The 19,599-nt window shown below is 60.2% G+C and carries 16 protein-coding genes; 9 read left to right on the plus strand and 7 right to left on the minus strand.

Annotated features, from left to right (window positions below):
- Positions 1-93: 93 nt before the first annotated feature.
- Positions 94-1,287, plus strand: coding sequence for a CaiB/BaiF CoA transferase family protein (locus AB8A38_RS09330; RefSeq protein WP_439085785.1), 1,194 nt, complete (start codon positions 94-96; stop codon positions 1,285-1,287).
- A gap of 122 nt (positions 1,288-1,409) precedes the next feature.
- Positions 1,410-2,339: a glycosyltransferase family 2 protein gene (locus tag AB8A38_RS09335; RefSeq protein ID WP_439085786.1), complete on the plus strand. Its 930-nt coding sequence runs from the start codon at positions 1,410-1,412 to the stop codon at positions 2,337-2,339.
- 29 nt (positions 2,340-2,368) lie between these two features.
- On the opposite strand, the gene AB8A38_RS09340 is transcribed toward AB8A38_RS09335, so the two are convergent.
- The 3 genes from AB8A38_RS09340 to AB8A38_RS09350 form a co-directional block, all read right to left on the minus strand.
- A complete protein-coding gene (locus tag AB8A38_RS09340) occupies positions 2,369-3,886 on the minus strand; it encodes a tripartite tricarboxylate transporter permease (RefSeq protein ID WP_315841404.1) in 1,518 nt (505 codons plus the stop codon).
- A gap of 10 nt (positions 3,887-3,896) precedes the next feature.
- The gene (locus tag AB8A38_RS09345) at positions 3,897-4,439 is read right to left on the minus strand and encodes a tripartite tricarboxylate transporter TctB family protein (protein WP_439085787.1); all 543 of its coding nucleotides are present in this window, start codon (positions 4,437-4,439) and stop codon (positions 3,897-3,899) included.
- Positions 4,440-4,601: 162 nt separating this feature from the next.
- A complete protein-coding gene (locus AB8A38_RS09350) occupies positions 4,602-5,609 on the minus strand; it encodes a tripartite tricarboxylate transporter substrate binding protein (protein ID WP_184514932.1) in 1,008 nt (335 codons plus the stop codon).
- 376 nt (positions 5,610-5,985) lie between these two features.
- On the opposite strand from AB8A38_RS09350, the gene AB8A38_RS09355 reads away from it, so the two are divergent.
- The 4 genes from AB8A38_RS09355 to AB8A38_RS09370 all read left to right on the plus strand — a co-directional run bounded on the left by AB8A38_RS09355 (position 5,986) and on the right by AB8A38_RS09370 (position 10,765).
- On the plus strand, positions 5,986-7,791 hold the full coding sequence (locus tag AB8A38_RS09355; RefSeq protein ID WP_315841402.1) for a hypothetical protein: 1,806 nt from the start codon (positions 5,986-5,988) through the stop codon (positions 7,789-7,791).
- Between the two features lie 15 nt (positions 7,792-7,806).
- On the plus strand, positions 7,807-8,211 hold the full coding sequence (locus AB8A38_RS09360; protein WP_315841401.1) for a GtrA family protein: 405 nt from the start codon (positions 7,807-7,809) through the stop codon (positions 8,209-8,211).
- A gap of 1,051 nt (positions 8,212-9,262) precedes the next feature.
- Positions 9,263-10,039 (plus strand): glycosyltransferase, encoded by a 777-nt coding sequence (locus tag AB8A38_RS09365; protein ID WP_439085788.1) that lies wholly within the window; start codon positions 9,263-9,265, stop codon positions 10,037-10,039.
- Positions 10,040-10,360: 321 nt separating this feature from the next.
- Positions 10,361-10,765, plus strand: coding sequence for a hypothetical protein (locus tag AB8A38_RS09370; RefSeq protein ID WP_315841398.1), 405 nt, complete (start codon positions 10,361-10,363; stop codon positions 10,763-10,765).
- A 291-nt stretch (positions 10,766-11,056) separates the two neighbouring features.
- On the opposite strand, the gene AB8A38_RS09375 is transcribed toward AB8A38_RS09370, so the two are convergent.
- Both AB8A38_RS09375 and AB8A38_RS09380 read right to left on the minus strand, forming a co-directional pair.
- Positions 11,057-11,854 (minus strand): enoyl-CoA hydratase/isomerase family protein, encoded by a 798-nt coding sequence (locus AB8A38_RS09375; protein WP_439085789.1) that lies wholly within the window; start codon positions 11,852-11,854, stop codon positions 11,057-11,059.
- 110 nt (positions 11,855-11,964) lie between these two features.
- On the minus strand, positions 11,965-13,164 hold the full coding sequence (locus AB8A38_RS09380; protein WP_439085790.1) for a pyridoxal-phosphate-dependent aminotransferase family protein: 1,200 nt from the start codon (positions 13,162-13,164) through the stop codon (positions 11,965-11,967).
- Between the two features lie 232 nt (positions 13,165-13,396).
- On the opposite strand from AB8A38_RS09380, the gene AB8A38_RS09385 reads away from it, so the two are divergent.
- Genes AB8A38_RS09385 through AB8A38_RS09395 form a run of 3 tightly spaced genes read left to right on the plus strand, consistent with a single transcriptional unit; the run spans position 13,397 to position 17,786 of the window.
- Positions 13,397-16,366: an FAD-binding and (Fe-S)-binding domain-containing protein gene (locus AB8A38_RS09385; protein ID WP_439085791.1), complete on the plus strand. Its 2,970-nt coding sequence runs from the start codon at positions 13,397-13,399 to the stop codon at positions 16,364-16,366.
- 12 nt (positions 16,367-16,378) lie between these two features.
- Positions 16,379-16,810 carry a GlcG/HbpS family heme-binding protein gene (locus tag AB8A38_RS09390; RefSeq protein WP_309946411.1) on the plus strand — a complete coding sequence of 144 codons (432 nt, stop codon included), beginning with the start codon at positions 16,379-16,381 and terminating at the stop codon, positions 16,808-16,810.
- A gap of 7 nt (positions 16,811-16,817) precedes the next feature.
- A complete protein-coding gene (locus tag AB8A38_RS09395; RefSeq protein WP_439085792.1) occupies positions 16,818-17,786 on the plus strand; it encodes a metallophosphoesterase in 969 nt (322 codons plus the stop codon).
- Between the two features lie 244 nt (positions 17,787-18,030).
- Here AB8A38_RS09395 and AB8A38_RS09400 read toward each other — a convergent pair whose 3' ends face one another.
- Together AB8A38_RS09400 and AB8A38_RS09405 are read right to left on the minus strand one after the other, a co-directional pair.
- Positions 18,031-18,810: an enoyl-CoA hydratase/isomerase family protein gene (locus AB8A38_RS09400; RefSeq protein ID WP_439085793.1), complete on the minus strand. Its 780-nt coding sequence runs from the start codon at positions 18,808-18,810 to the stop codon at positions 18,031-18,033.
- Positions 18,811-18,854: 44 nt separating this feature from the next.
- Positions 18,855-19,505, minus strand: coding sequence for a glutathione S-transferase family protein (locus tag AB8A38_RS09405; RefSeq protein ID WP_439085794.1), 651 nt, complete (start codon positions 19,503-19,505; stop codon positions 18,855-18,857).
- Positions 19,506-19,599: the final 94 nt, after the last annotated feature.

Here is a 19,599-nt window from a genome sequence, read left to right on the forward strand (position 1 = left end):
GGCCACCCCATGCCGCTCCGGGGCATGACAAGCCTGCCGGTTTGCGCGAAAGGTAAGGCACCTTCCGACCTCCCGCCCCACGGAGCCCTCTGAATGCCCTTCCCGCGCGCCTCGCAGGCCCTCTCCCGCTTTACCGTGCTCGACCTGACCCGGATCCGCTCCGGCCCGACGGCGGTCCGGCAGTTCGCGGATTGGGGCGCCAATGTCATCAAGATCGATGCGCTGAGCGACGACGCCGGTTCCGAGCAGCCCGGCGGCCCGCGGCAAGGCTCGGACTTCCAGAACCTGCACCGCAACAAGCGGGCCATGACCCTGAACCTGAAGGACCCGCGCGGTCTCGCAGTGTTCAAGCGGCTGGTCGAGAAAGCCGATGTTGTGGTCGAGAATTTTCGCCCGGATGTTAAGGCCCGACTCGGCATCGATTATGAGAGCCTGAAGGCGATCAATCCCGGTATCGTCTATGGCAGCATTTCGGGCTTCGGTCAGGACGGCCCCTATCACAAGCGGCCGGGGTTCGATCAGATCGCCCAGGGCATGGGCGGCCTGATGTCCATTACAGGCGCCCCTGGCGAGGGCCCGATGCGGGTCGGCATTCCCGTGGCTGATCTCACCGCCGGGCTGTTCTGCGCGCTGGGCGTGCTCACAGCGCTGCTGGAGCGCGATGTCTCCGGCCAGGGCCAGTGGGTCCAGACCTCGCTGCTGCAAGCGCAGATCTTCATGCTGGATTTCCAGGCCGCCCGCTGGCTGATGGAGCAGGACGTGCCCAAACAGGCCGGCAACAACCACCCGACCAGCATTCCCACCGGCGTGTTCAAGACCTCCGACGGTTACATCAATATCGCCACCACCGGCGGCAAGATCTGGGAGCGTTGCGCGCAGGCGGTCGGCGCCCCCGAACTGATCACCCATCCTGATTACGCCACCGGCCCTGCCCGCTCGAAGAACCGCGACGCCCTCAACGCCGCGATCAGCGCCTGCACCGAGAAGCGGTCGACCGAGGAATGGGTCAACGACCTCAATGCCGCCGGCGTGCCCTGCGGTCCGATCTACTCCGTCGACCAGATGTTCGCCGATGCGCAGGTCAGGCATCTGGGCCTCGCGCAAGACGTTCCCAACGACCAGAATCGCAAGATCACGCTGGTCGGTCAGCCCTTCACGCTGTCACGTACGCCGAGCCACATGGCCGCGCGTCCGCCGGAAGTCGGCGAGCAGACGGAGGAGCTACTCGCCGAGTTCGGCTTCGGCGCCGAAGAGATCGCCGAATTGCGACGAGGCAAGGTGGTCTGAGGCCGCGAGCTGTCAAATACTGTGAAAATTAACGTCATAGGCTGCATTAATCGGGAGCACATCTTCGTCCGGGTGCAGTCGATCGGAGATCGTGCTGCGCCTCGAACCCGCCGGAAAGCTCCATGACCGCACCGCACCGCGTCGCTATCCTGATCCCCTGCTTCAATGAAGAGGTCGCAGTCGCAACAGTCGTGAACGATTTCCGGAAGGCACTGCCCGCCGCCGCGATCTATGTCTACGACAACAACTCGACCGATCGCACACGTGAAGTCGCGTCGCAGGCGGGCGCGGTTGTTCGCAGCGAGCCCCGTCAAGGCAAGGGTCATGTCGTCCGCCGCATGTTCGGTGACGTCGATGCCGATGTCTATGTTCTCGTCGATGGCGATGCGACCTACGACGCGACATCCGCGCCAGCTATGATCGAAGCGCTGTTGAACGATCGACTCGATATGGTGGTGGGCCGCCGCATCGAACAGCAGGTTGCCGCCTATCGCCTTGGCCACCGCACCGGCAACTCGCTCCTCACCGGCTTTCTGTCAATGACGTTCGGTCAGAACTTCAAGGATGTGCTGTCGGGCTATCGCGTCTTCTCGAGACGCTTTGTCAAATCCTTCCCGGTGCTGTCCGATGGTTTCGAGATCGAGACTGAACTGAGCGTTCATGCGCTGCAGCTCGCGCTGCCGGTCGCTGAAATCGAGACGCCCTATTTCGCGCGACCGCAGGGCTCCATCAGCAAGCTCAGCACGTGGAAGGATGGCTTCCGGATCCTCGGCACCATCATGAAACTCTATCGTTCGGAAAAGCCGCTGCGCTTCTTCGGCACAATTGGCCTCTTCTTCGGCATCGTCTCCATCGGCCTCGCGATTCCCGTCACCGTCACCTATCTGGAAACAGGTTTGGTGCCTCGGCTGCCCACCGCCGTGCTCTCGACCGGCCTGATGATCGTCGGCGTGCTCTCATTTTCGTCGGGCCTCGTGCTTGACACCGTCACCCGCGGACGCCGCGAGATAAAGCTGCTGGCATATCTCGCGCAGCCGTCACTGCCGGATTAGGCCTCCATCCAGCCAGGCGCGAGCACGACTTACGTCGTCACCGGCGTCGGCCGCCAGATGCGTGCAACGGCCGCAAAGGCACGATCGATCACCGGCCAGAACAGCAGCGTAATCGCCAGCGTGGTGATGGTGCCAACGAGGCCATTGGACCAGAACACGCCGACGCTGCCGCCGGAGCCGATCATGGCGAGGCGGAATGCATCCTCGGCGCGGCTGCCAAGCACCAGCGCCAGCGTGAATGGCGCCAGGGGAATGCCGATCTTCTTGAAGACATAGCCGACCACGCCGAAGCCGAGCATCAGCCAGATGTCGAACATCGCATTCTGGATCGCATAGGCGCCGATGGCACAGGACACCACGATCATCGGCGCCACCGCCGCAAACGGCACGCGCAGGATCGAGGCGAAGACCGGAACGGTCGTCAGCACGATAACGAGACCGACCACATTGCCGAGATACATCGAGGCGATCAGGCCCCAGACGAAGTCCTTGTGCTCGACGAACAGCAACGGCCCGGGATTGAGCCCCCACACCATCAGGCCGCCCAACAGGATGGCTGCAGTGCCCGAGCCGGGAATGCCCAGCGCCAGCATCGGCAGCAGCGCTGCGGTGCCAGAGGCGTGGGCGGCCGTTTCCGGCGCGAACACGCCCTCGATACGGCCTTTGCCGAAGCTCTCGGGATCCTTGGAGAAGCGCTTGGCGAGATTGTAGCCCATGAAGGAGGCCGCGATGGCGCCGCCCGGCGTGATGCCGAGCCAGCAGCCGATCACCGACGAGCGCAGCAGCGTCACCCAGTATTTCGGCAGATCCATCCAGACCTTGAGCACCGTACGCAGGCTGATCTTGGCGGCGTGGCCACGCAGCGCGAGGCGTTCTTCCATGGTCAGCAGGATTTCGCTGATGCCGAACAGGCCGATCACCGCGACGAGGAAGTTGATGCCGCGGAGGAGATTGTCCGAGCCGAAGGTCATGCGCAGATTGCCCGACACCGTGTCCATGCCGATGCCGGCGATCAGCAGGCCCAGCGCCATCGAGATGACGGTCTTGTGCTTGGCCTCGCGGCCGAGACCGACGAAGGAGCAGAAGGTCAGCAGATAGACCGCAAAGAATTCCGGCGGGCCGAATTTCAGCGCGAAGGATGAAATCATCGGCGCCAGAAATGTGATCAGCATCACCGCTACCAGCGATCCGATGAAGGACGAGGTAAATGCCGCCGTCAGCGCTTCCGCAGCCTTGCCTTGCTGCGCCATCGGATAGCCGTCGAAGGTCGTGGCCACCGACCACGCCTCGCCGGGGATGTTGAACAGGATCGAGGTGATGGCGCCGCCGAACAGCGCGCCCCAATAGATGCAGGACAGCATCACGATGGCCGAGGTCGGATCCATGGTGAAGGTCAGCGGCAGCAGGATGGCGACGCCGTTTGGGCCGCCGAGGCCCGGCAGCACGCCGACAAAGATGCCAAGCACGAGACCGACGACCATCAGCGAGATGATCTTCCAGGTCATCAGCACGGCAAAGCCGTGCATCAACAGTCCGAACGCTTCCATTTCAGTAGTCCTAGCGACCGAGAGCCGATTCGATCGGCCCCTTCGGCATGATGACGTCGAAGGCGACATCGAAGGTGACGAACATGATCGCGGTGAACACGAAGGCGGTGAGCAGCGACTTCCACAGCGCGATCTTGCCGACCATGCGCATGAAGCCGGCGATCAGCACGAAACTCGCGACATAGATGCCGAGAAACTGCGTGGCGAGACAAAACAGTGCGGTGGGAATGAACACCAGCGCCACGCGCCGCAATTGTGCGCGGGTGACGAAAGTGCCGGAACCGCCACTGCGGGCGAAGAAGGTCGCGATCAGTCCGTAGAGGCTGGCGCCGCCGAGAATGACCGAGAGATAGAACGGGAAGTAGCCGGGCTGAGGGCCGGTGGAATCCCAGGCGATGCCGGTGCGCCAGTTGTCAAAGCCAAGCATGATGGCCAGTGCCAGCAAGACCAGCGAGACGATGATCTCGATGGTGCGCGTGCTGACGACGGAGGGAGAGTCGTCCTCCGGAGCGGTCGGATCTTCGACGATGATTTCGAGGTCGGTGTTGGACATTGGCATGGTTTCTGAGGATGGAGAAAGGATGCACACTCGTACATCAAAGAAACTTGTCATCACCCGCGAAAGCGGGTGATCCAGTATGCGGAACCGTCAGTGGCTTTCTCGCTGTCGATGTTTACTGGAGGCCCCGCTTTCGCGGGGCATGACATTCGTGGCTTACTTCGCCACGAATCCCGCTTCGGTCATCAGCGACTTGTTGAGCGCATCGTCCTCTTCGAGGAACTTGAGCATCTCCGGCCCCTTCAGGAAGATCGGCTTCAGCGCCTGCTTCTCCATGTAGTCCTTGTATTCGGCCGTCTTGGTCACCTTCTCGAACAGGTCGACATAGAAAGCCTGCTGCTCGGGCGTCACCTTGCCGGGCAGGAACATGGCGCGCAGCATCAGATACTGCACGTCGAGGCCCTCTTCCTTGCAGGTCGGGATGTCGTTCCACGACTGCGTCTCGGTGACCTTGGTCTTGTAGGAGATGCGTTCCTTGTCGAACACGCAGAGCGCGCGCACCTGACCGGCGCGCCAGACTTCGAGATTCTCGCTGGGGTTATTGACGTTGGCTTCGGTGTGATTGCCGACCAGCTGCGTCGCCGCCTCGCCGCCCGACTTGTAGGGCAGATAGGAGAACTTGGCGCCGGTCTGCTTTTCCATGAACACGGTCAGCACATGGTCTTCACGCTTGGATCCGGTGCCGCCCATCTTGAACGGCGACGATGCAGCCTTGGCCGCCGCGATGAATTCCTTCACCGTCTTGGCGCCACCCGCATTGTCCCACAGCACGAACTGGTCCATCGCGACGACGGACACCGGTGTGAGGTCGCGCCAGTTGAACGGAATCTTGGCCGACAGCGGCAGCATGTAGATCAGCGAATAGGCGATCAGCACCTTGTTGGCGTCACCGTCGCTGGACTTCATGTAGATCAGCGCTTCCGCGCCGGAGGCCCCGCCCTTGAGCGACACCACCACCGGCGCCTTCATCAGATTGTTCTTCTGGATCGCGGCCTGCATCATGCGCGCCATCTGGTCAGAGGCGCCGCCGGCGCCCGCTGCAACGACGATTTCGACGGGCTTCGTGGGCTCCCAGGCGATGGCCGGCGATGTGGCCGATGAGAGGATGGGCGCACTGGCGAGCACGGCTGCAAGCGCAGCTGTGGCCCTGATCGACTTGGACATTGGTTTCTTCCCTGTAGAGACCGGCGGGCATTGGATGCCCGCCATTTTTCATTGGTTCTATTGTGCGGGGATTTTCGTGAGACTTCAAGCGTGCCGGGAGCGGGCCTGGACTGACTTTGGTCAGGGGCGGTGCGTGCCGGCCTCCAACGGCTATTTACAGACCTCTCCGACGTTGCTCCAAGGCTCTCAAAGTGTCATCACCGTGACGCCGCACAACCTCGTCCGTCCAGCGAAACCATAGAACAGCAGATTTGGAGCGAAATCGCAGCATATGCTTGGCTAATCAACACAAATTGGAAGCGGCTGCTTTCTTTCCAAGACCAGCGCGCTAAAGTCGGTTGCACAACCATCTGCCGTATCTTTGATTGGAGCTTGAATGAGTATTTCACTGCGTGACGGGCTCGAACGCAGGCGCTGGAATAATTTCACATGGTCGAGAAATTTGTCTCACCCTAAGGTGATATTTGATGTCGCACTGATCTGTTCCATTCCACTTTTCCAAGCGCTGATAAACAGCAGCTGGATGTTTAATTCTTATGATTGGCTCGATCCGTGGTATTATCACGGGTATGGCCTCAGCTATCTGTGGCCGGATTTCCATAACGATTATTATAAGGCCGCACGCCTTCCTTGGATCTGGCTCGAGTTCGTCGTAAGAAACTTCTTCTCCCCAACGGCGGCGAGTTGGCTTCTTCAAATAAGCCTGCTCGCTGCCGGCTCGTCATTTCTCTACGCAGCTTTTTCAAGGCTGGTTGGGCGCTCATCTGCTTTCATTGCAGCAGCATTCTTTGCGTCAAACTATTTCGCCCATGCCAGCGGCGGCGCTGACTATCAGAACACCCTGGCAGGTCCGCTATTCGCCATGAGCTGGTGGATGACGATCAGGTCTGCACAGGATGGTTACAGACCCCTTGGGCTATTTCTCACTGGCGCAGCCTTCGCCGCGACCGTTCATACCAATATCGTTTTCGTCAACCTCGCGCCCATCCTGATTGCTCAGTACGTTTTTTGTTATCGCGAGCGGTTCGGCCGAATTCCGTCAATATTGCCGACCGCGATGCTAGCAATATTTGGAGCCATTGCGCTCACCGCATTTATGGGACTTGTGAACTGGCTTGTCGGCCGCGATTTCTTCTTCTTCATGAAGATATTCAACCTGGCATCTTCTTTCGTGAAAGACAGCTCACAGCAAAAGGCCTGGTGGAATCCTTGGACCACGGGTTGGTACTGGACGGCGGTGCATTTAGGGCAATTCACCGGGGGCATGATTTTGGCCGTTGCAGTTTGTGCCTGTGTCGCTCTTCGAAAGTCCGAAGCGACGACGAAAGAACGGAACGCTGTCGTTCTGGCAATTGGATTTTTGTACGCTTGGATACTTTGGCTGTGCTGGCAAACCGCTGGCCAGACCGCGCTGGACTGGGGCTATTTCGCCTACCCGATCGTCTTGCCTTTGAATGGAGCAATCGCCGCTTCGGCGGCAATATGGCTCAGGCTTCCAGAAGTGGGAACGAAGGCAGTTCTATGGAAACTCGCCACGCTCGCTCTGTTCATCGCGCCGATCCTCATCCCGCAGCCACTATTGGCGCTGTGGAAACACAACACGACGTTCCTGTTTTCGGCGGCGTTCTTTGCTCTGGCTTTGGGCGCGGCCCTCTTGGCCGGCCGACGGATACTGGGAGGTCTGGTCTTCGTAGCCGCCCTATCCTACGGGCTCGCCTTATCGTATCCGTGGATCAATATCTTCATGCCGAGTTCCTGTCAGATCGGTCACCATATCACGACCATCGTCGACAACTCGCATCGTTATCTAAGACAGCGTGGCTACACTTTCAGTAGCGTCTTTCTCTGGGGGGACATGAATGAGGACATAGCGGCCGGCGCTGGATGTGTTGGAACGCAGAGCGTCGTAAAGCTGAAATATATGGCAAGCGCTATCAGAGCGACGGGGTTCTCATTCCTCGCGGACGGCGTCATGGATCAGGTCGACATCCCGGCTGAGCGTATTGCTGCTGTCGCAGAGGGGAAGCATCTTATCGGGTATGTCACCAATGATAGATCGCGCGTCGAGAAACTAGCGGCGGCATTTCAGGCATTGGGTCGGCGAACGAGTATTATCGATCCAAAAGACTTCGAATCCGGACCGATCCGGGTCCAGATTTATCTCTTGCAGATTTCGACTTAACGGATCCGGCCGGTCATGAATATCAGGAACAACGATACCGTGCAGACCTTGTTGCGGTTCGTGGTAATCGGCGGTCTTTCTACACTGACATACCTGCTGATCTCGATCGGGCTCGTCAAAGCTCTGGGCGTTCGGCCCTCGATTGCATCAATTCTGGCAATCCTTTGCGGGTTCGTTGTTTCATACGTTGGACACCATCAGTTCACATTCCGTATGACCGGCCGCCATGCAGTTCACTTGCCGCGCTTTGGCGCCATGCAGGCGACAATTTTCATCGTGTTGGGCTCTCTCAGCACATTCATATTAGAGCATCATCTGGCGGACCCGACGATGACATCCCTCGGAATCGCAGCAGCCTGGCCGCCTATCAGCTTTTTGATCAGCCGACTTTGGGTTTTCAAGCATGCGGCTTCAAAGTGAGAACCGGAAGTTCGATCTTGAATACACGAGAGCTCCGCTTTGCCGAGGCGTTTTTCTCGACACTGCAGACCTATTTGCTTTGCGGCAATCGGTCCTCGTTGGCATCCTATCAAGCGTTGCAAGTTACCAAGTGGCTGAGGAGTCGCAGGCTGATTTGAAGCACTCAGTTCAAGTGATCGAACGTTCCGAAACGGTCATCGGCAATTAGTGGGATGCCCTTGATGCTGAGCAGGTCGAAAAGCTGGCAAAGCGACCGTGCAATCCCATTTAAGGAGAAAGTCCAGGTTGTGCACTTGAATTCACTGGGGAAATTCATTTGCATCGAGCATCGCCACGACCTTAGAACAGCTAAATGGAAGGCAAGTATAGCACAGCGGCGGCTTTAAGTTGCCGTCGAATATCGTCGTGGAAATTCTCGTCCATGATCGACCCTGTTGGTGGGTAGAAGCACGGAAGAGTCGACCGAGAATTTTAAATTTGTAGGCATTTGACCTTAGCTGCCTAAAAGATAGCCGCCTGGTCGACCCAGATCGTGACGTACTCCCCACCATCGCCTAAACGGACCGTACGCCACAGGGGCAGCGACGGTCATGGTGAATTCTCAGATCTTGGGAGTTTACGCGCTGAGATTGCGAATATAATTTGCCTACAAACTAGGGGTAACATGTTCCGAATAGCCTTACGCTTACTGCCTCCTGCGTTGCGAAGAAGGATTAGCCGCGTTCGCCAAATCCACCGACTGAAAGACAGCCATTTTGATCTTTCGAAGTATCGGACATGCCGATCGTTCGAGGGGATACATGTTGCTGTAGCAGGCGTGTTCAGCGCGGGCAGCGGACTAGCGCGAGCCGCCGAACTGGTAGCAAGAACACTTGAAGACCGAGGATCGATCGTAAGCCGCATAGACTTAACCTCGTGTTTGGGTCTTACACCCAGCCCCAATGCCACCTCATACCTTTCCCCTGCAGACTGTTATAATCTGAACATCTCGGACGTCGTTTTCGTCGCCAACCCAGATCAAGCAGCAATTGCTACATTTGATAGGTCGTGGTTGGTCGAACGCACTATCATCGGTCACTGGATATGGGAGATCGAAACGCTACCTAAGTTTTGGATCAAGGCCACACGCACTTACGACGAGATTTGGGCGCCTACCGATATTCTGCAGAAGTGCTTCGCGAAAAATCTTCGTAAATTCTCCGGGCCGATCAAAGTTGTCCCATACTCGATCGCATCAGAACCTTTCCCGCTCGTCGATAAGCAACACCGGGCGGCAATCCGTGCCGACCACGGCATTTCAATTAGCTCGTTTGTTGCCGGTTATTCATTCTCGGTAGATTCCAACTACTATAGAAAAAATCCAGAGGACGCGGTGAGGGCTTTTTTCGCCGCATTTCCCGTGCGAGGCACCGAGCAGCTGCTTCTGCGTTGCAATGATCTTAACCACCGACCATTCGAAAGAAAGATGCTGGAATCAGTGATTGGCGGAGATCCACGAGTCCAGATATTCGATTCATCAAACCGAATAAGCATAGCTGATTTCTATTCGCTCATTGATGTATACGTCTCACCGTCTCGCTCGGAGGGTTATGGCCTTAATCTCGTAGAGGCATCTCAATGCGGCTTGCCAGTCATCACCGGCGGCTGGAACCTCGCAGCAGAAGTTCGCGATCTGCCGGGCCTCGTCGAGGTGCCGTTTACACTCATCCCCTTGAAAGACCCCCAAGGTCACTACGCGGACCTTACGGGGGCAGTTTGGTCCGCCCCCGACATTTCAGCTCTCGCTCAAGCCATCTGTCGTTCCAAAGAGTTGCGATTTTCCGCTTAGTTAAGGGAGCAAGACGACCACACACGGCGATCGACGTCGGCAGGACGTTCGGGGGCGCCTACCCACCGCCCGTTCCGACATCAGTTGTGAGTGAGAAAGCGTGGACATGATCAACAGGGCATTAGCGTTCCAGACTGATGGGATACCGCACGATGGTGCGACCGAAAGTTTGCCTACGCTTGGTCTAGGCAAGAGATCGCGCCCGCCCTACTAGAAGCCAAGGTGGTACAGAGAACCATCGGCGTCGGAAATTGCCGTTGAACGCGAGCCTAAATCAACCTATCAAACTTGGATCATGGTTGCGTTGGCTTCGAGATAACAATGACAAACGAAAAATTTTGGAAGATCCCGCTTTGGCTCGGCGTGCATCAGCATATAAACCGAATAGTTCGCGAGCCCGACAAGAACATTTGCACATCAAGCAAGGTCCAAGGCTCATATAGTCTAGTTTATAAAATTCCGGGGCCGATCAAAGCTTGCCGTTCCGACCTCACGGTGACCTTTGATGCCGACGTACTCTCGGGCGTTATTGGGTTCGGCGCCATCCAAAGTGACGGCTCGTCATTCCTGGCTGAGACGGCCTGCGAAGCCGGCGCGCAACCGGCTGCGTTTACTATTCAGGCGGACGATATCGCAAAGCTCGCTAACTTGGTTATTCGTAATCTCGCATCCGGCGACTCACAGTCTGAATTTGTGGTCAGATCAATCACGGCCGAGGCGGCTTAGCTGACTCGTACTACAGGGCAAGGATGACGCCCTCCCCGCCATCAGCTAAAATAGCGGGATGGCATAAGCAAAATCATGGCATTCCAAGCTGCTCGACAAGCCGAGGATGGGCTTTGTTGGAGAGGATGACTTACAAAGCCAGACGTTGAAGCGCAGCGTATCATTCTTTAAGTCAGGACGCGCAAAAGGCGGCTAGCGCGGAGACCGCGAAACGCACCTATTTGATGTGATCACAGCACTGTTAGGGTCGCAACTGATCGAAACCGTCGTGCCGCGCCGACATTTCGCGGCTCATTTGCCCTGCCAGTTCGGCTTGCGCTTGTTCAGGAACGCATCCATGCCCTCGCGGAAATCCTCGCTCATATAGGCCTTGAGCACGAGATCCTTGCCCTCCTCACGGGTCAGGGTCGGGCGCAGCCGACGCACGGCTTCCTTGGTCACTTCGAGGGTGATCGGCGCATGGCTGGCCACCAGTTGCGCGAGTTCCAGCGCGCGGCGCTGCAGCGTCTCGACATCGGGCACGATCTCGTTGATCAGGCCGAGCGCCAGCGCCTCCTCCGCCTCGATCAAGCGTGCGGTGAAGATCATGTCCTTGGTGCGGGCCGGTCCGACCAGCGCCATCACGCGGCTGATATTGGACATCGACAGGCAGTTGCCGAGGGTGCGGGCGATCGGGAAGCCCATGCGCGTGGCCGCGGTGCCGATACGCAGGTCGCAGCAGGCGGCGATGCCGGCGCCGCCGCCAGTGCAGGCACCCGCGATGGCGGCGATGGTCGGCACCCGGCAGGTCTCCAGCGCGGTCAGCACACGGTCGATGCGCGCTTCGTAATCGAGCGCGTCCTGCGCCGTCTTGAATTCACGAAACTGCGAGATGTCGGTACCCGAAGCAAAGGCCTTGTCGCCGGCGCCGGTCAGGATGATTGCCTTGATCGAGCGGTCCTCATTGGCGGCCTGGCAGATCTCCGCCATCCGCTCATACATCGAGAACAGCATGGCATTGCGCGCCTGGGGGCGATTGAAAGTGATCTTCGCGATCCCGTTCTCGACGGAATAGAGCAGGTCTTCAGTGGCGGGCGTTGGCGCGTTCATGTGATTCGTCCTCTGGTGCAGCATTCCGCCGCAACATATTGAAAAGGCTGGAGCGATTATGCTCCAGCCTCCAGTAGATTGTTAGGCCTCAAGACGGGAATTCGTGGGCTTTAAGCCACCGCCGCCTTGGTCATCGGCACCACGCTTTTGCCGGTCAGCACATCCATCGCTGCCATCACGCCGCCAGCGCGGTGCGGGACCTTGGCGACTTCGAGACCCATCTCGACGCCGGACAACGTGCCCATCAGCATCAGGTCGTTGAAGTGGCCGATATGGCCGATGCGGAAGATCTTGCCCTTCCATTTGTTGAGGCCGGTGCCGAGCGACATGTCGAAATTGTCCAGCACGACCTTGCGGAACTTGTCGGCGTCATGTCCGTCCGGCATCAGCACGGCCGTCAAAGCCGGCGAGTGATCATGCGACTCGATCGAGACCGTCTCGAGACCCCACGCCTTGACAGCGGCGCGAGCGGCAGCGCCGTGACGCTTGTGGCGCGCGAACACGTTGTCGAGCCCCTCCTCCTCCAGCATCGCCACGCCTTCCTTCAGCGCGTAGAGCAGGTTGGTGGCAGGCGTGTAGGGCCAGGAGCCGAGCTTGTTGGCGGCAATGATCTCTTCCCAGTCCCAGTAGGAGCGGAAGGAGTTGTTGGTCTTGGAGGCTGCGAGCGCCTTCTCGGAGACGGCGTTGAAGCCGAGGCCCGGCGGCAGCATCAGGCCCTTCTGCGAACCAGCCACGGAGACGTCGATGCCCCAGGCGTCATGTTCGTATTCGAGCGAGCCGAGGCCGGAGACCGTATCGACCATCAGCAGCGCGGGGTGCTTCACGCGGTCCATGATCTTGCGGACATCCTGCGGATGGGTGACGCAACCGGTCGAGGTCTCGTTATGGACGATCATCACCGCCTTGATGGCCTGCGACTTGTCGGCAGCGAGACGCTTCTCGATCTCGGCGAGATCGGCGCCGTGGCGCCAGTCGCCCGGCACGAAGTCGATGTCGAGCTTGAACTTCTCGGCGAGGCCGCGCCACAGCGTGGCGAATTGGCCGGTCTCGGCCATCAGCACCTTGTCGCCCGGCGACAGCGTGTTGACGATGGCGGCTTCCCAGGCGCCGGTGCCCGAGGACGGATAGATCATGACCGGCTGCTTGGTCCGGAACACACGCTGCATCGCAGCAATGACATGAAGGCCAAGCTCGGCGAATTCGGGACCGCGATGGTCCAGCGTGGGCATATCCATCGCCCGCAGCACCCGGTCGGGTACGTTGGTCGGGCCAGGAATCTGCAGGAAATGCCTTCCGGTGTGCACGGTCATGTCTCGTCCTTCCCAGGGAGTCCATTTTTATTGAAACGCCCGGATAGCACCTTTCAAACGGCTTGTCCCGCGTCTGGTATACCAGAGCGCCGAAGAAAAACGTGGGGCAGCCATGAGGATTTCTTATCCCTCCCGTATCCCCTCCTTGCCACCGCCGAAGCACGGCACCTCCGGGTTGCCAAGCCGGAATCCGGATGCAAGACAGGGCGATAGAGGGACAAGGCTGGAATCCATGGCGAAGGCGGCAATCATTCGGAGCACGGCTGCAGACAGCGCGCTGGCTGCAAGGCTGTCACGCGAAGTCTCCGGCGACGTGTTCTTCGACCCGTTCAATCGCGGCCGTTATGCCACCGATGCCTCGTTCTACCAGATCGTACCGTTCGGTGTGGTCGTGCCGCGTACCATCGACGAGGCGCTGCGCGCGCTGGCGATCTGCCGCGACGATGGCCGCATCGTTACGCCGCGCGGCGGCGGCACCTCGCAATGCGGACAGACCGTCAATGACGGCATCGTCATCGACCTCTCCAAACATCTCAACAAGCTCATCTCGCTCGACGTCGAGAACCGCACCTGCATCGTCGAGCCCGGCATCGTGCTGGACGATCTCAACCGGCAGCTCAAGAAACACGGGCTATGGTTTCCGGTCGATGTCTCCACCGCGTCACGCGCCACCATCGGCGGCATGGCCGGCAACAATTCATGCGGCGGTCGCTCGCTGCGCTACGGCACCATGCGCGACAACACGATCGCGATGGATGCCGCACTGGCCGATGGCAACCTGCTGCATTTCGGCGAAGTAAATTCCGGGGACGATGCGCCTGCCCTGTTTCGCGACATGCTGGCGCTCGGTGAGCGTGAAGCGACCGAGATCGCTGAGCGCTTCCCGCAGGTGCAGCGCCGTGTCGGCGGCTACAATCTCGATGCGCTGACACCGCGCAAGACCGCCAACAACATGGCGCATCTCCTCGTGGGCTCCGAAGGCACCCTCGCCTTCACCACGCAGGTCGAACTCAAGCTGTGGCCGCTCATCGGCAGCAAGGCGCTCGGTGTCTGTCACTTCGGCAGCTTCTATGAAGCGATGGATGCGACCCAGCATCTGGTCAAGCTCAAGCCCATCGCGGTCGAACTGGTCGACCGCACCATGATCGCGCTCGGCCGCGACATTGCGATGTTCCAGCCGATCATCAAGAGTGCCGTACGGGGCGATCCGGATGCACTGCTGATCGTCGAATTCGCGGAAGAGGATCAGGCCGCCAATGCCGCCAAGCTGAAAGAGCTCGGCGACTTGATGGGCGATCTCGGCTTTGGCTGGAACAACCCGACGCGCAAATGGGGCGGCGTCGTCGATATCACCGAGCCTGCTCTGCAATCGGGCATCGCCGAATTCCGCGCGGCCGGCCTCAATGTCATGATGTCGATGAAGCAGGACGGCAAGCCGGTCTCCTTCATCGAGGACTGCGCGGTGCCGCTGCCGCATCTGGCCGACTATACCGAACGCCTGTCCGCAATCTTCAGGAAGCACGACACCACCGGCACCATGTATGCGCACGCCTCGGAAGGCTGCCTGCATGTCCGCCCGGTGCTGAATCTGAAGCTCGACAAGGACGTCAAGGCGATGCGCGCCATCGCCGAAGAAGCCTTCGCGATGGTCCGGGAATACAAGGGCTCGCATTCCGGCGAGCACGGCGACGGACTCGTGCGTTCGGAATTCCACGCCGAAATGTTCGGCGAGCGGATCATCGGCGACTTTGCCGAAGTGAAGCATCGCTTCGATCCGCAGAATATCCTCAATCCCGGCAAGATCGTCGATCCGCCCAGGATGGATGATCGTTCTCTGTTTCGTTACACGCCGGACTATCGCGTCGGCGAACTCAAGACCGCGCTCGACTGGTCGGCATGGCCCGGCGCTGGCGGCGGCTTTCAGGGCGCCATCGAGATGTGCAACAACAACGGCACATGCCGGAAGTTAGAGGGCGGCGTGATGTGCCCGTCCTACCGCGCGACGCGCAACGAGAAGGATGTCACCCGCGGCCGCGCCAACACGCTGCGGCTGGCAATCTCCGGCCAGCTTGGCCCGGATGCGCTGACGTCGGATGCCATGGCCGACACGATGAAACTTTGCGTGTCGTGCAAGGCCTGCCGCCATGAGTGCCCGACCGGCGTCGATATGGCCAAGATGAAGATCGAGGTTCTGGCCGCGCGCGTCACGAAGCACGGCCTCACGCTACGCGATCGCCTCGTCGGCTATCTGCCGCACTATGCCGCACTGGCCGCCCGAGCTGCGCCGCTGGCGAACTTGCGCAACAAGAGCCCGCTGCTGCGCAACCTGCTGGAACGCTATGCAGGGATCAGCGCCAAACGCAGCCTGCCGGAATGGCGCAGCGATGTATTTCACAGAGATGCCGACGCCGTCGGCCCGGCAGATGGCCGCGAAGTCGTGCTGTTCGCCGACACCTTCAACCGCGCCTATGAGCGCGAGAATCTCGACGACGCGCTGCGTGTGCTCACCGCGGGTGGCTATCGCGTGCATCTGCCGAAGCCGGCGGATCGCAGCAGCCGTGCACTCTGCTGCGGCCGTACGTTTCTCTCGGCAGGCCTCATCGATCAGGCCCGCGCCGAACTCGACCGTCTCGTCACCACCTTTGCGCCCTTCGCGGCACGCGGCGTCCCCATCGTCGGCCTTGAGCCGAGCTGCCTGCTGACGCTACGCGATGAATTGCTGTCGCTACGTTCCGACGATACGGCCAGGAGCGTCAGCGCGCACGCCATGCTGTTCGAGGAATTCCTGGTCCGCGAGGCCGAGGCCGGCCGGCTGCAACTGCCGCTGAAGCCGATCGCGCCGAAGGCGATGGTTCATGGCCACTGCCATCAAAAGTCATTCGGTGCGTTCAAACCGGTCGAACAGGCCTTGCGCCTGATCCCGGATCTGAAGGTCGAGACCATCGAATCCAGTTGCTGCGGCATGGCGGGCGCGTTCGGCTATGGCGCCGACACCTATGACGTCTCGATCCAGATGGCCGAGGCGTCCTTGCTACCCGCCGTGCGCAAGGCCGACGCCGATACGCTGATCGTTGCCGATGGCACCTCCTGCCGCCACCAAATCGCCGACGGCGCCTCGCGCCATGCCCTGCATGTCGCGCGCGTGCTGGCCATGAGCCTCGACGGCGCCGCAACAAACGTCCATTCTTCCACGCTCAACTAGGAAACAACCGATATGGCCGACCTCACCCTCGATACAGCCCGCAAGATCATCGATGGCGCTCTCGCCAAGGTGATCGAGATGAAGCTCAAGCCGATGGTCATCACCGTGCTCGACGCTCGCGGCTGCGTGAAGGCCACCATCGCGCAGGATGGTACCAGCCTGATGCGCGGCGAAGTCGCTCACGGCAAAGCCTATGGCGCGCTGGCCATGGGGCTCGGCTCACGGGCGTTGTTCAAGCGTGCCGAGGAACAGCCGTTCTTCATCGATGCCGTGAATACCATGGCACGCGGAGCGCTGATCCCGGTGCCGGGCGGCGTTCTCATTCATGACGCATCGGGCAGCCTGCTCGGCGCCATCGGCATCTCCGGCGATACATCGGACAATGACGAGATCGCAGCCGTCGCCGGAATCGAGGCGGCCGGCCTCAAGGCCTCGACCGGCTAGAACGGCATTGTCCCGACCACCGCATCCCCCGATCGACGACAGCGCGCTCCGCCCGCTGATCGACCGTATCGGGGATGCGCATGTGCAGGCACGGCTGGAGATCGAGACCCATCGCGATCACCAGCTGTTCGGCCAAGGCCGCCTGTTCTTCAATCTCGAGAACTGGCTCACCGCACCGCCGATCGTCCGCACCGCGCTGCAACTCGCCGGCCTCTATGGCCGCGCCCGCCGCGAGGCTAACCGCGTATTGGTCCGCGAGAATATCGTCGCCTCACCGCGCCTGCCCGCCGCGTTCGACGGCTTCACGATCCTGCATATCAGCGATCTCCACGTCGATCTCAGCGAAAACGCGCTGCGCCACCTGATCTCCTTCGTCGGCGATCTCGATTACGACATCTGTGTGCTGACCGGCGACTATCGCGGAAAGACCTATGGGCCGTATCAGCGCGCCACCGAAGGTGTCGGTGAACTGCGCACGAGGCTGCGCGATCCCGTCTATGGCGTTCTCGGCAATCACGACAGTATCCGCATGACGCCGGCTTTGGAATCAATGGGCATCCGCATGATGTTCAACGAATGCGACGTGATTACCCGCGGCAATGACAGCATCTACATTGCCGGTGTCGACGATCCGCATTTCTATCTCGCCGACGACATCCCGAAGGTTGCATCGCAAATTCCGACGGACGCCTTCTCGATCCTCCTGTCGCACACGCCCGAGACCTATGCCGAGGCGGCCGAGCACGATTTCGATCTGATGTTGAGCGGCCACACCCATGGCGGCCAGCTCTGCCTGCCCGGCGGCTACGCCATCAAGCTGGAGGCCGTGTTGCCGCGCCATATGGGCAACGGCGCGTGGCGCCATGAAGGCATGGCCGGCTATACATCCGTCGGCGTCGGCACCAGCCTGCTCCCGGTGCGACTGAACTGCCCTCCGGAAGTGACGCTGCACCGCTTACAGAGCGAGCGCCGATAGCGCGCCGAGGCACTAACGTCGCAACCATAGACTGCGGACACATTTACCTGCGATTAAGCATAAACATCCATAGTCAGCCTTGAGGCTAACGTCATGGGTGGCTCAGATGGCTTCGTTCAACCAGATTTTGCGTTTGGTCAGCCTGCCAATTGCGGGCGGCGTTTTCCTGATCGCGGTTCAGCTCTCGACCGGCATGGGATTTCGATAACCGCCGCTTGCTCTGGCGGCCGCCGTCGCACGCATATTACTTCCCTGGCCACACCGGCTTGCGCTTCTCGCCAAACGCCTTGAGGCCTTCTTTCGCATCCTCGGTCATCGACAGGATCGCGATCTGGCTTTCGGTATAGGCAATACTCTCGTCGAACGACATCGCGGCGATGGCGCGCATGGCATATTTGCCGCGGCGGATCGCGGTCGGCGACTTGTCGGTGATACGGCCGATCAGCCAGTCGACCTTGCTGTCGAGCTCGGCCGCCGGCACCACGTGATTCAGCAGGCCAGCGCCAAGCGCGGTCTGCGCGTCGAACGGCTCGCCGGTGATGCACCATTCGTTGACCAGGCGACGTGGCGCAATGGACTGCAGCAGTGCCAGCACCTGCATCGGAAACACGCCGACCTTCACCTCGGGCAAACCGAAGATCGCGTTGTCCGCGGCCACCGCCATGTCGGTCATGCACAGCAGCCCCATGCCACCGGCCATGCAGATGCCGTTAACGCGCGCAATGGCGGGCTTGGTGGCGTTTTGCGACAGCCGCATGAGATCGGCGAGATCACCATTGGGCTTGGAGAAATCCATCGAGAAGGCCGCACCCGCATTCGCCAAATCAGCACCGGCGCAGAACGCCTTCTCGCCCACGCCGGTCAGAACGATCACCCGTATGCCCGCATCCTCGTGGGCGGTGCGATAGCCGTTGGCGATGCCGGCGATGACATCGCCATTCATGGCATTGCGCTTCTCCGGCCGGCTGATGGTGATCCAGAGTGCGGCGCCCTTCTTCTCCAGGATTACGCTATCATCGGCCATCGGTCTGCTCGCTTGGTTGAAGTTGATGCGGCTGGTATAGCCGCTCAGAAGCGGCGCGCCAAACCCAGCGCGTCGCCGGCGCGGTTCTCAGACTCAACCGCACGCAGGTAGCCCTCGCGCTGCTGCAATCGCACCCAATAGGCTGTGACACTCGGCCCGAATTGCGATGCAAGCCCGAGACGATTGGCCAGCAGCAGTGCATAGCCGACGGAAATGTCCGCGGCGGTGAAACGGCCGGCGCAGACATAGTCGTTGCCGGTGGTGATGGTCTCGATCATACGCAGCCGTCCAAGAAAGAACTTCGAATAGTCCTCGACCACCTGCGGATGACGGCGCTCCTCCGGCTCAAGCTTCGAATAACGCAGCACCAGCGCCTGCGGGAAGGTCAGTGTGGCCTCGCCGAAATGCAGCCAGTTCAGGAACGCGCCGTAGTCCGGCTCGTCGATGCCGACGGCCAGCGGCGTCGGACCGTATTTGGTCACCAGATATTGCGCGATCGCCGCCGATTCCGTCATCCGGATCTCGCCATCGAGCATCAGCGGGATAGTACCGAGCGGATTGATGCCGAGATATTCCTTGGCAAAGACACGCGGCGGGAACGGCAGCATTTTCAGCTCATAGGGCAGCCCGAGCTCTTCAAGCGTCCATAGCGGGCGGAACGAGCGCGCGCGGGCGCAGTGATAGAGCGTGATCATCGGGCGAGACCTCCAAGCTGGCACGGACTATCGCCGTGCTGCCAGCCAATGAGAAGCAGCCGCGACGCTTCGTCAAGTCTTGCCCTTCTTCGTC

The organism is Tardiphaga sp. 839_C3_N1_4, from assembly GCF_051811045.1.
Taxonomy (GTDB): Bacteria; Pseudomonadota; Alphaproteobacteria; order Rhizobiales; family Xanthobacteraceae; genus Tardiphaga.

What these genes read in the sequence shown, in the direction of transcription:
- AB8A38_RS09380 (WP_439085790.1), bottom strand. Translation starts at nt 13,164, where the DNA reads ATGACCGTGCACACCGGAAGGCATTTCCTGCAGATTCCTGGCCCGACC.
- AB8A38_RS09335 (WP_439085786.1), top strand. Translation starts at nt 1,410, where the DNA reads ATGACCGCACCGCACCGCGTCGCTATCCTGATCCCCTGCTTCAATGAA.
- AB8A38_RS09330 (WP_439085785.1), top strand. Translation starts at nt 94, where the DNA reads ATGCCCTTCCCGCGCGCCTCGCAGGCCCTCTCCCGCTTTACCGTGCTC.
- AB8A38_RS09350 (WP_184514932.1), bottom strand. Translation starts at nt 5,609, where the DNA reads ATGTCCAAGTCGATCAGGGCCACAGCTGCGCTTGCAGCCGTGCTCGCC.
- AB8A38_RS09340 (WP_315841404.1), bottom strand. Translation starts at nt 3,886, where the DNA reads ATGGAAGCGTTCGGACTGTTGATGCACGGCTTTGCCGTGCTGATGACC.
- AB8A38_RS09370 (WP_315841398.1), top strand. Translation starts at nt 10,361, where the DNA reads ATGACAAACGAAAAATTTTGGAAGATCCCGCTTTGGCTCGGCGTGCAT.
- AB8A38_RS09375 (WP_439085789.1), bottom strand. Translation starts at nt 11,854, where the DNA reads ATGAACGCGCCAACGCCCGCCACTGAAGACCTGCTCTATTCCGTCGAG.
- AB8A38_RS09345 (WP_439085787.1), bottom strand. Translation starts at nt 4,439, where the DNA reads ATGTCCAACACCGACCTCGAAATCATCGTCGAAGATCCGACCGCTCCG.
- AB8A38_RS09405 (WP_439085794.1), bottom strand. Translation starts at nt 19,505, where the DNA reads ATGATCACGCTCTATCACTGCGCCCGCGCGCGCTCGTTCCGCCCGCTA.
- AB8A38_RS09400 (WP_439085793.1), bottom strand. Translation starts at nt 18,810, where the DNA reads ATGGCCGATGATAGCGTAATCCTGGAGAAGAAGGGCGCCGCACTCTGG.
- AB8A38_RS09385 (WP_439085791.1), top strand. Translation starts at nt 13,397, where the DNA reads ATGGCGAAGGCGGCAATCATTCGGAGCACGGCTGCAGACAGCGCGCTG.
- AB8A38_RS09390 (WP_309946411.1), top strand. Translation starts at nt 16,379, where the DNA reads ATGGCCGACCTCACCCTCGATACAGCCCGCAAGATCATCGATGGCGCT.
- AB8A38_RS09360 (WP_315841401.1), top strand. Translation starts at nt 7,807, where the DNA reads ATGAATATCAGGAACAACGATACCGTGCAGACCTTGTTGCGGTTCGTG.
- AB8A38_RS09355 (WP_315841402.1), top strand. Translation starts at nt 5,986, where the DNA reads ATGAGTATTTCACTGCGTGACGGGCTCGAACGCAGGCGCTGGAATAAT.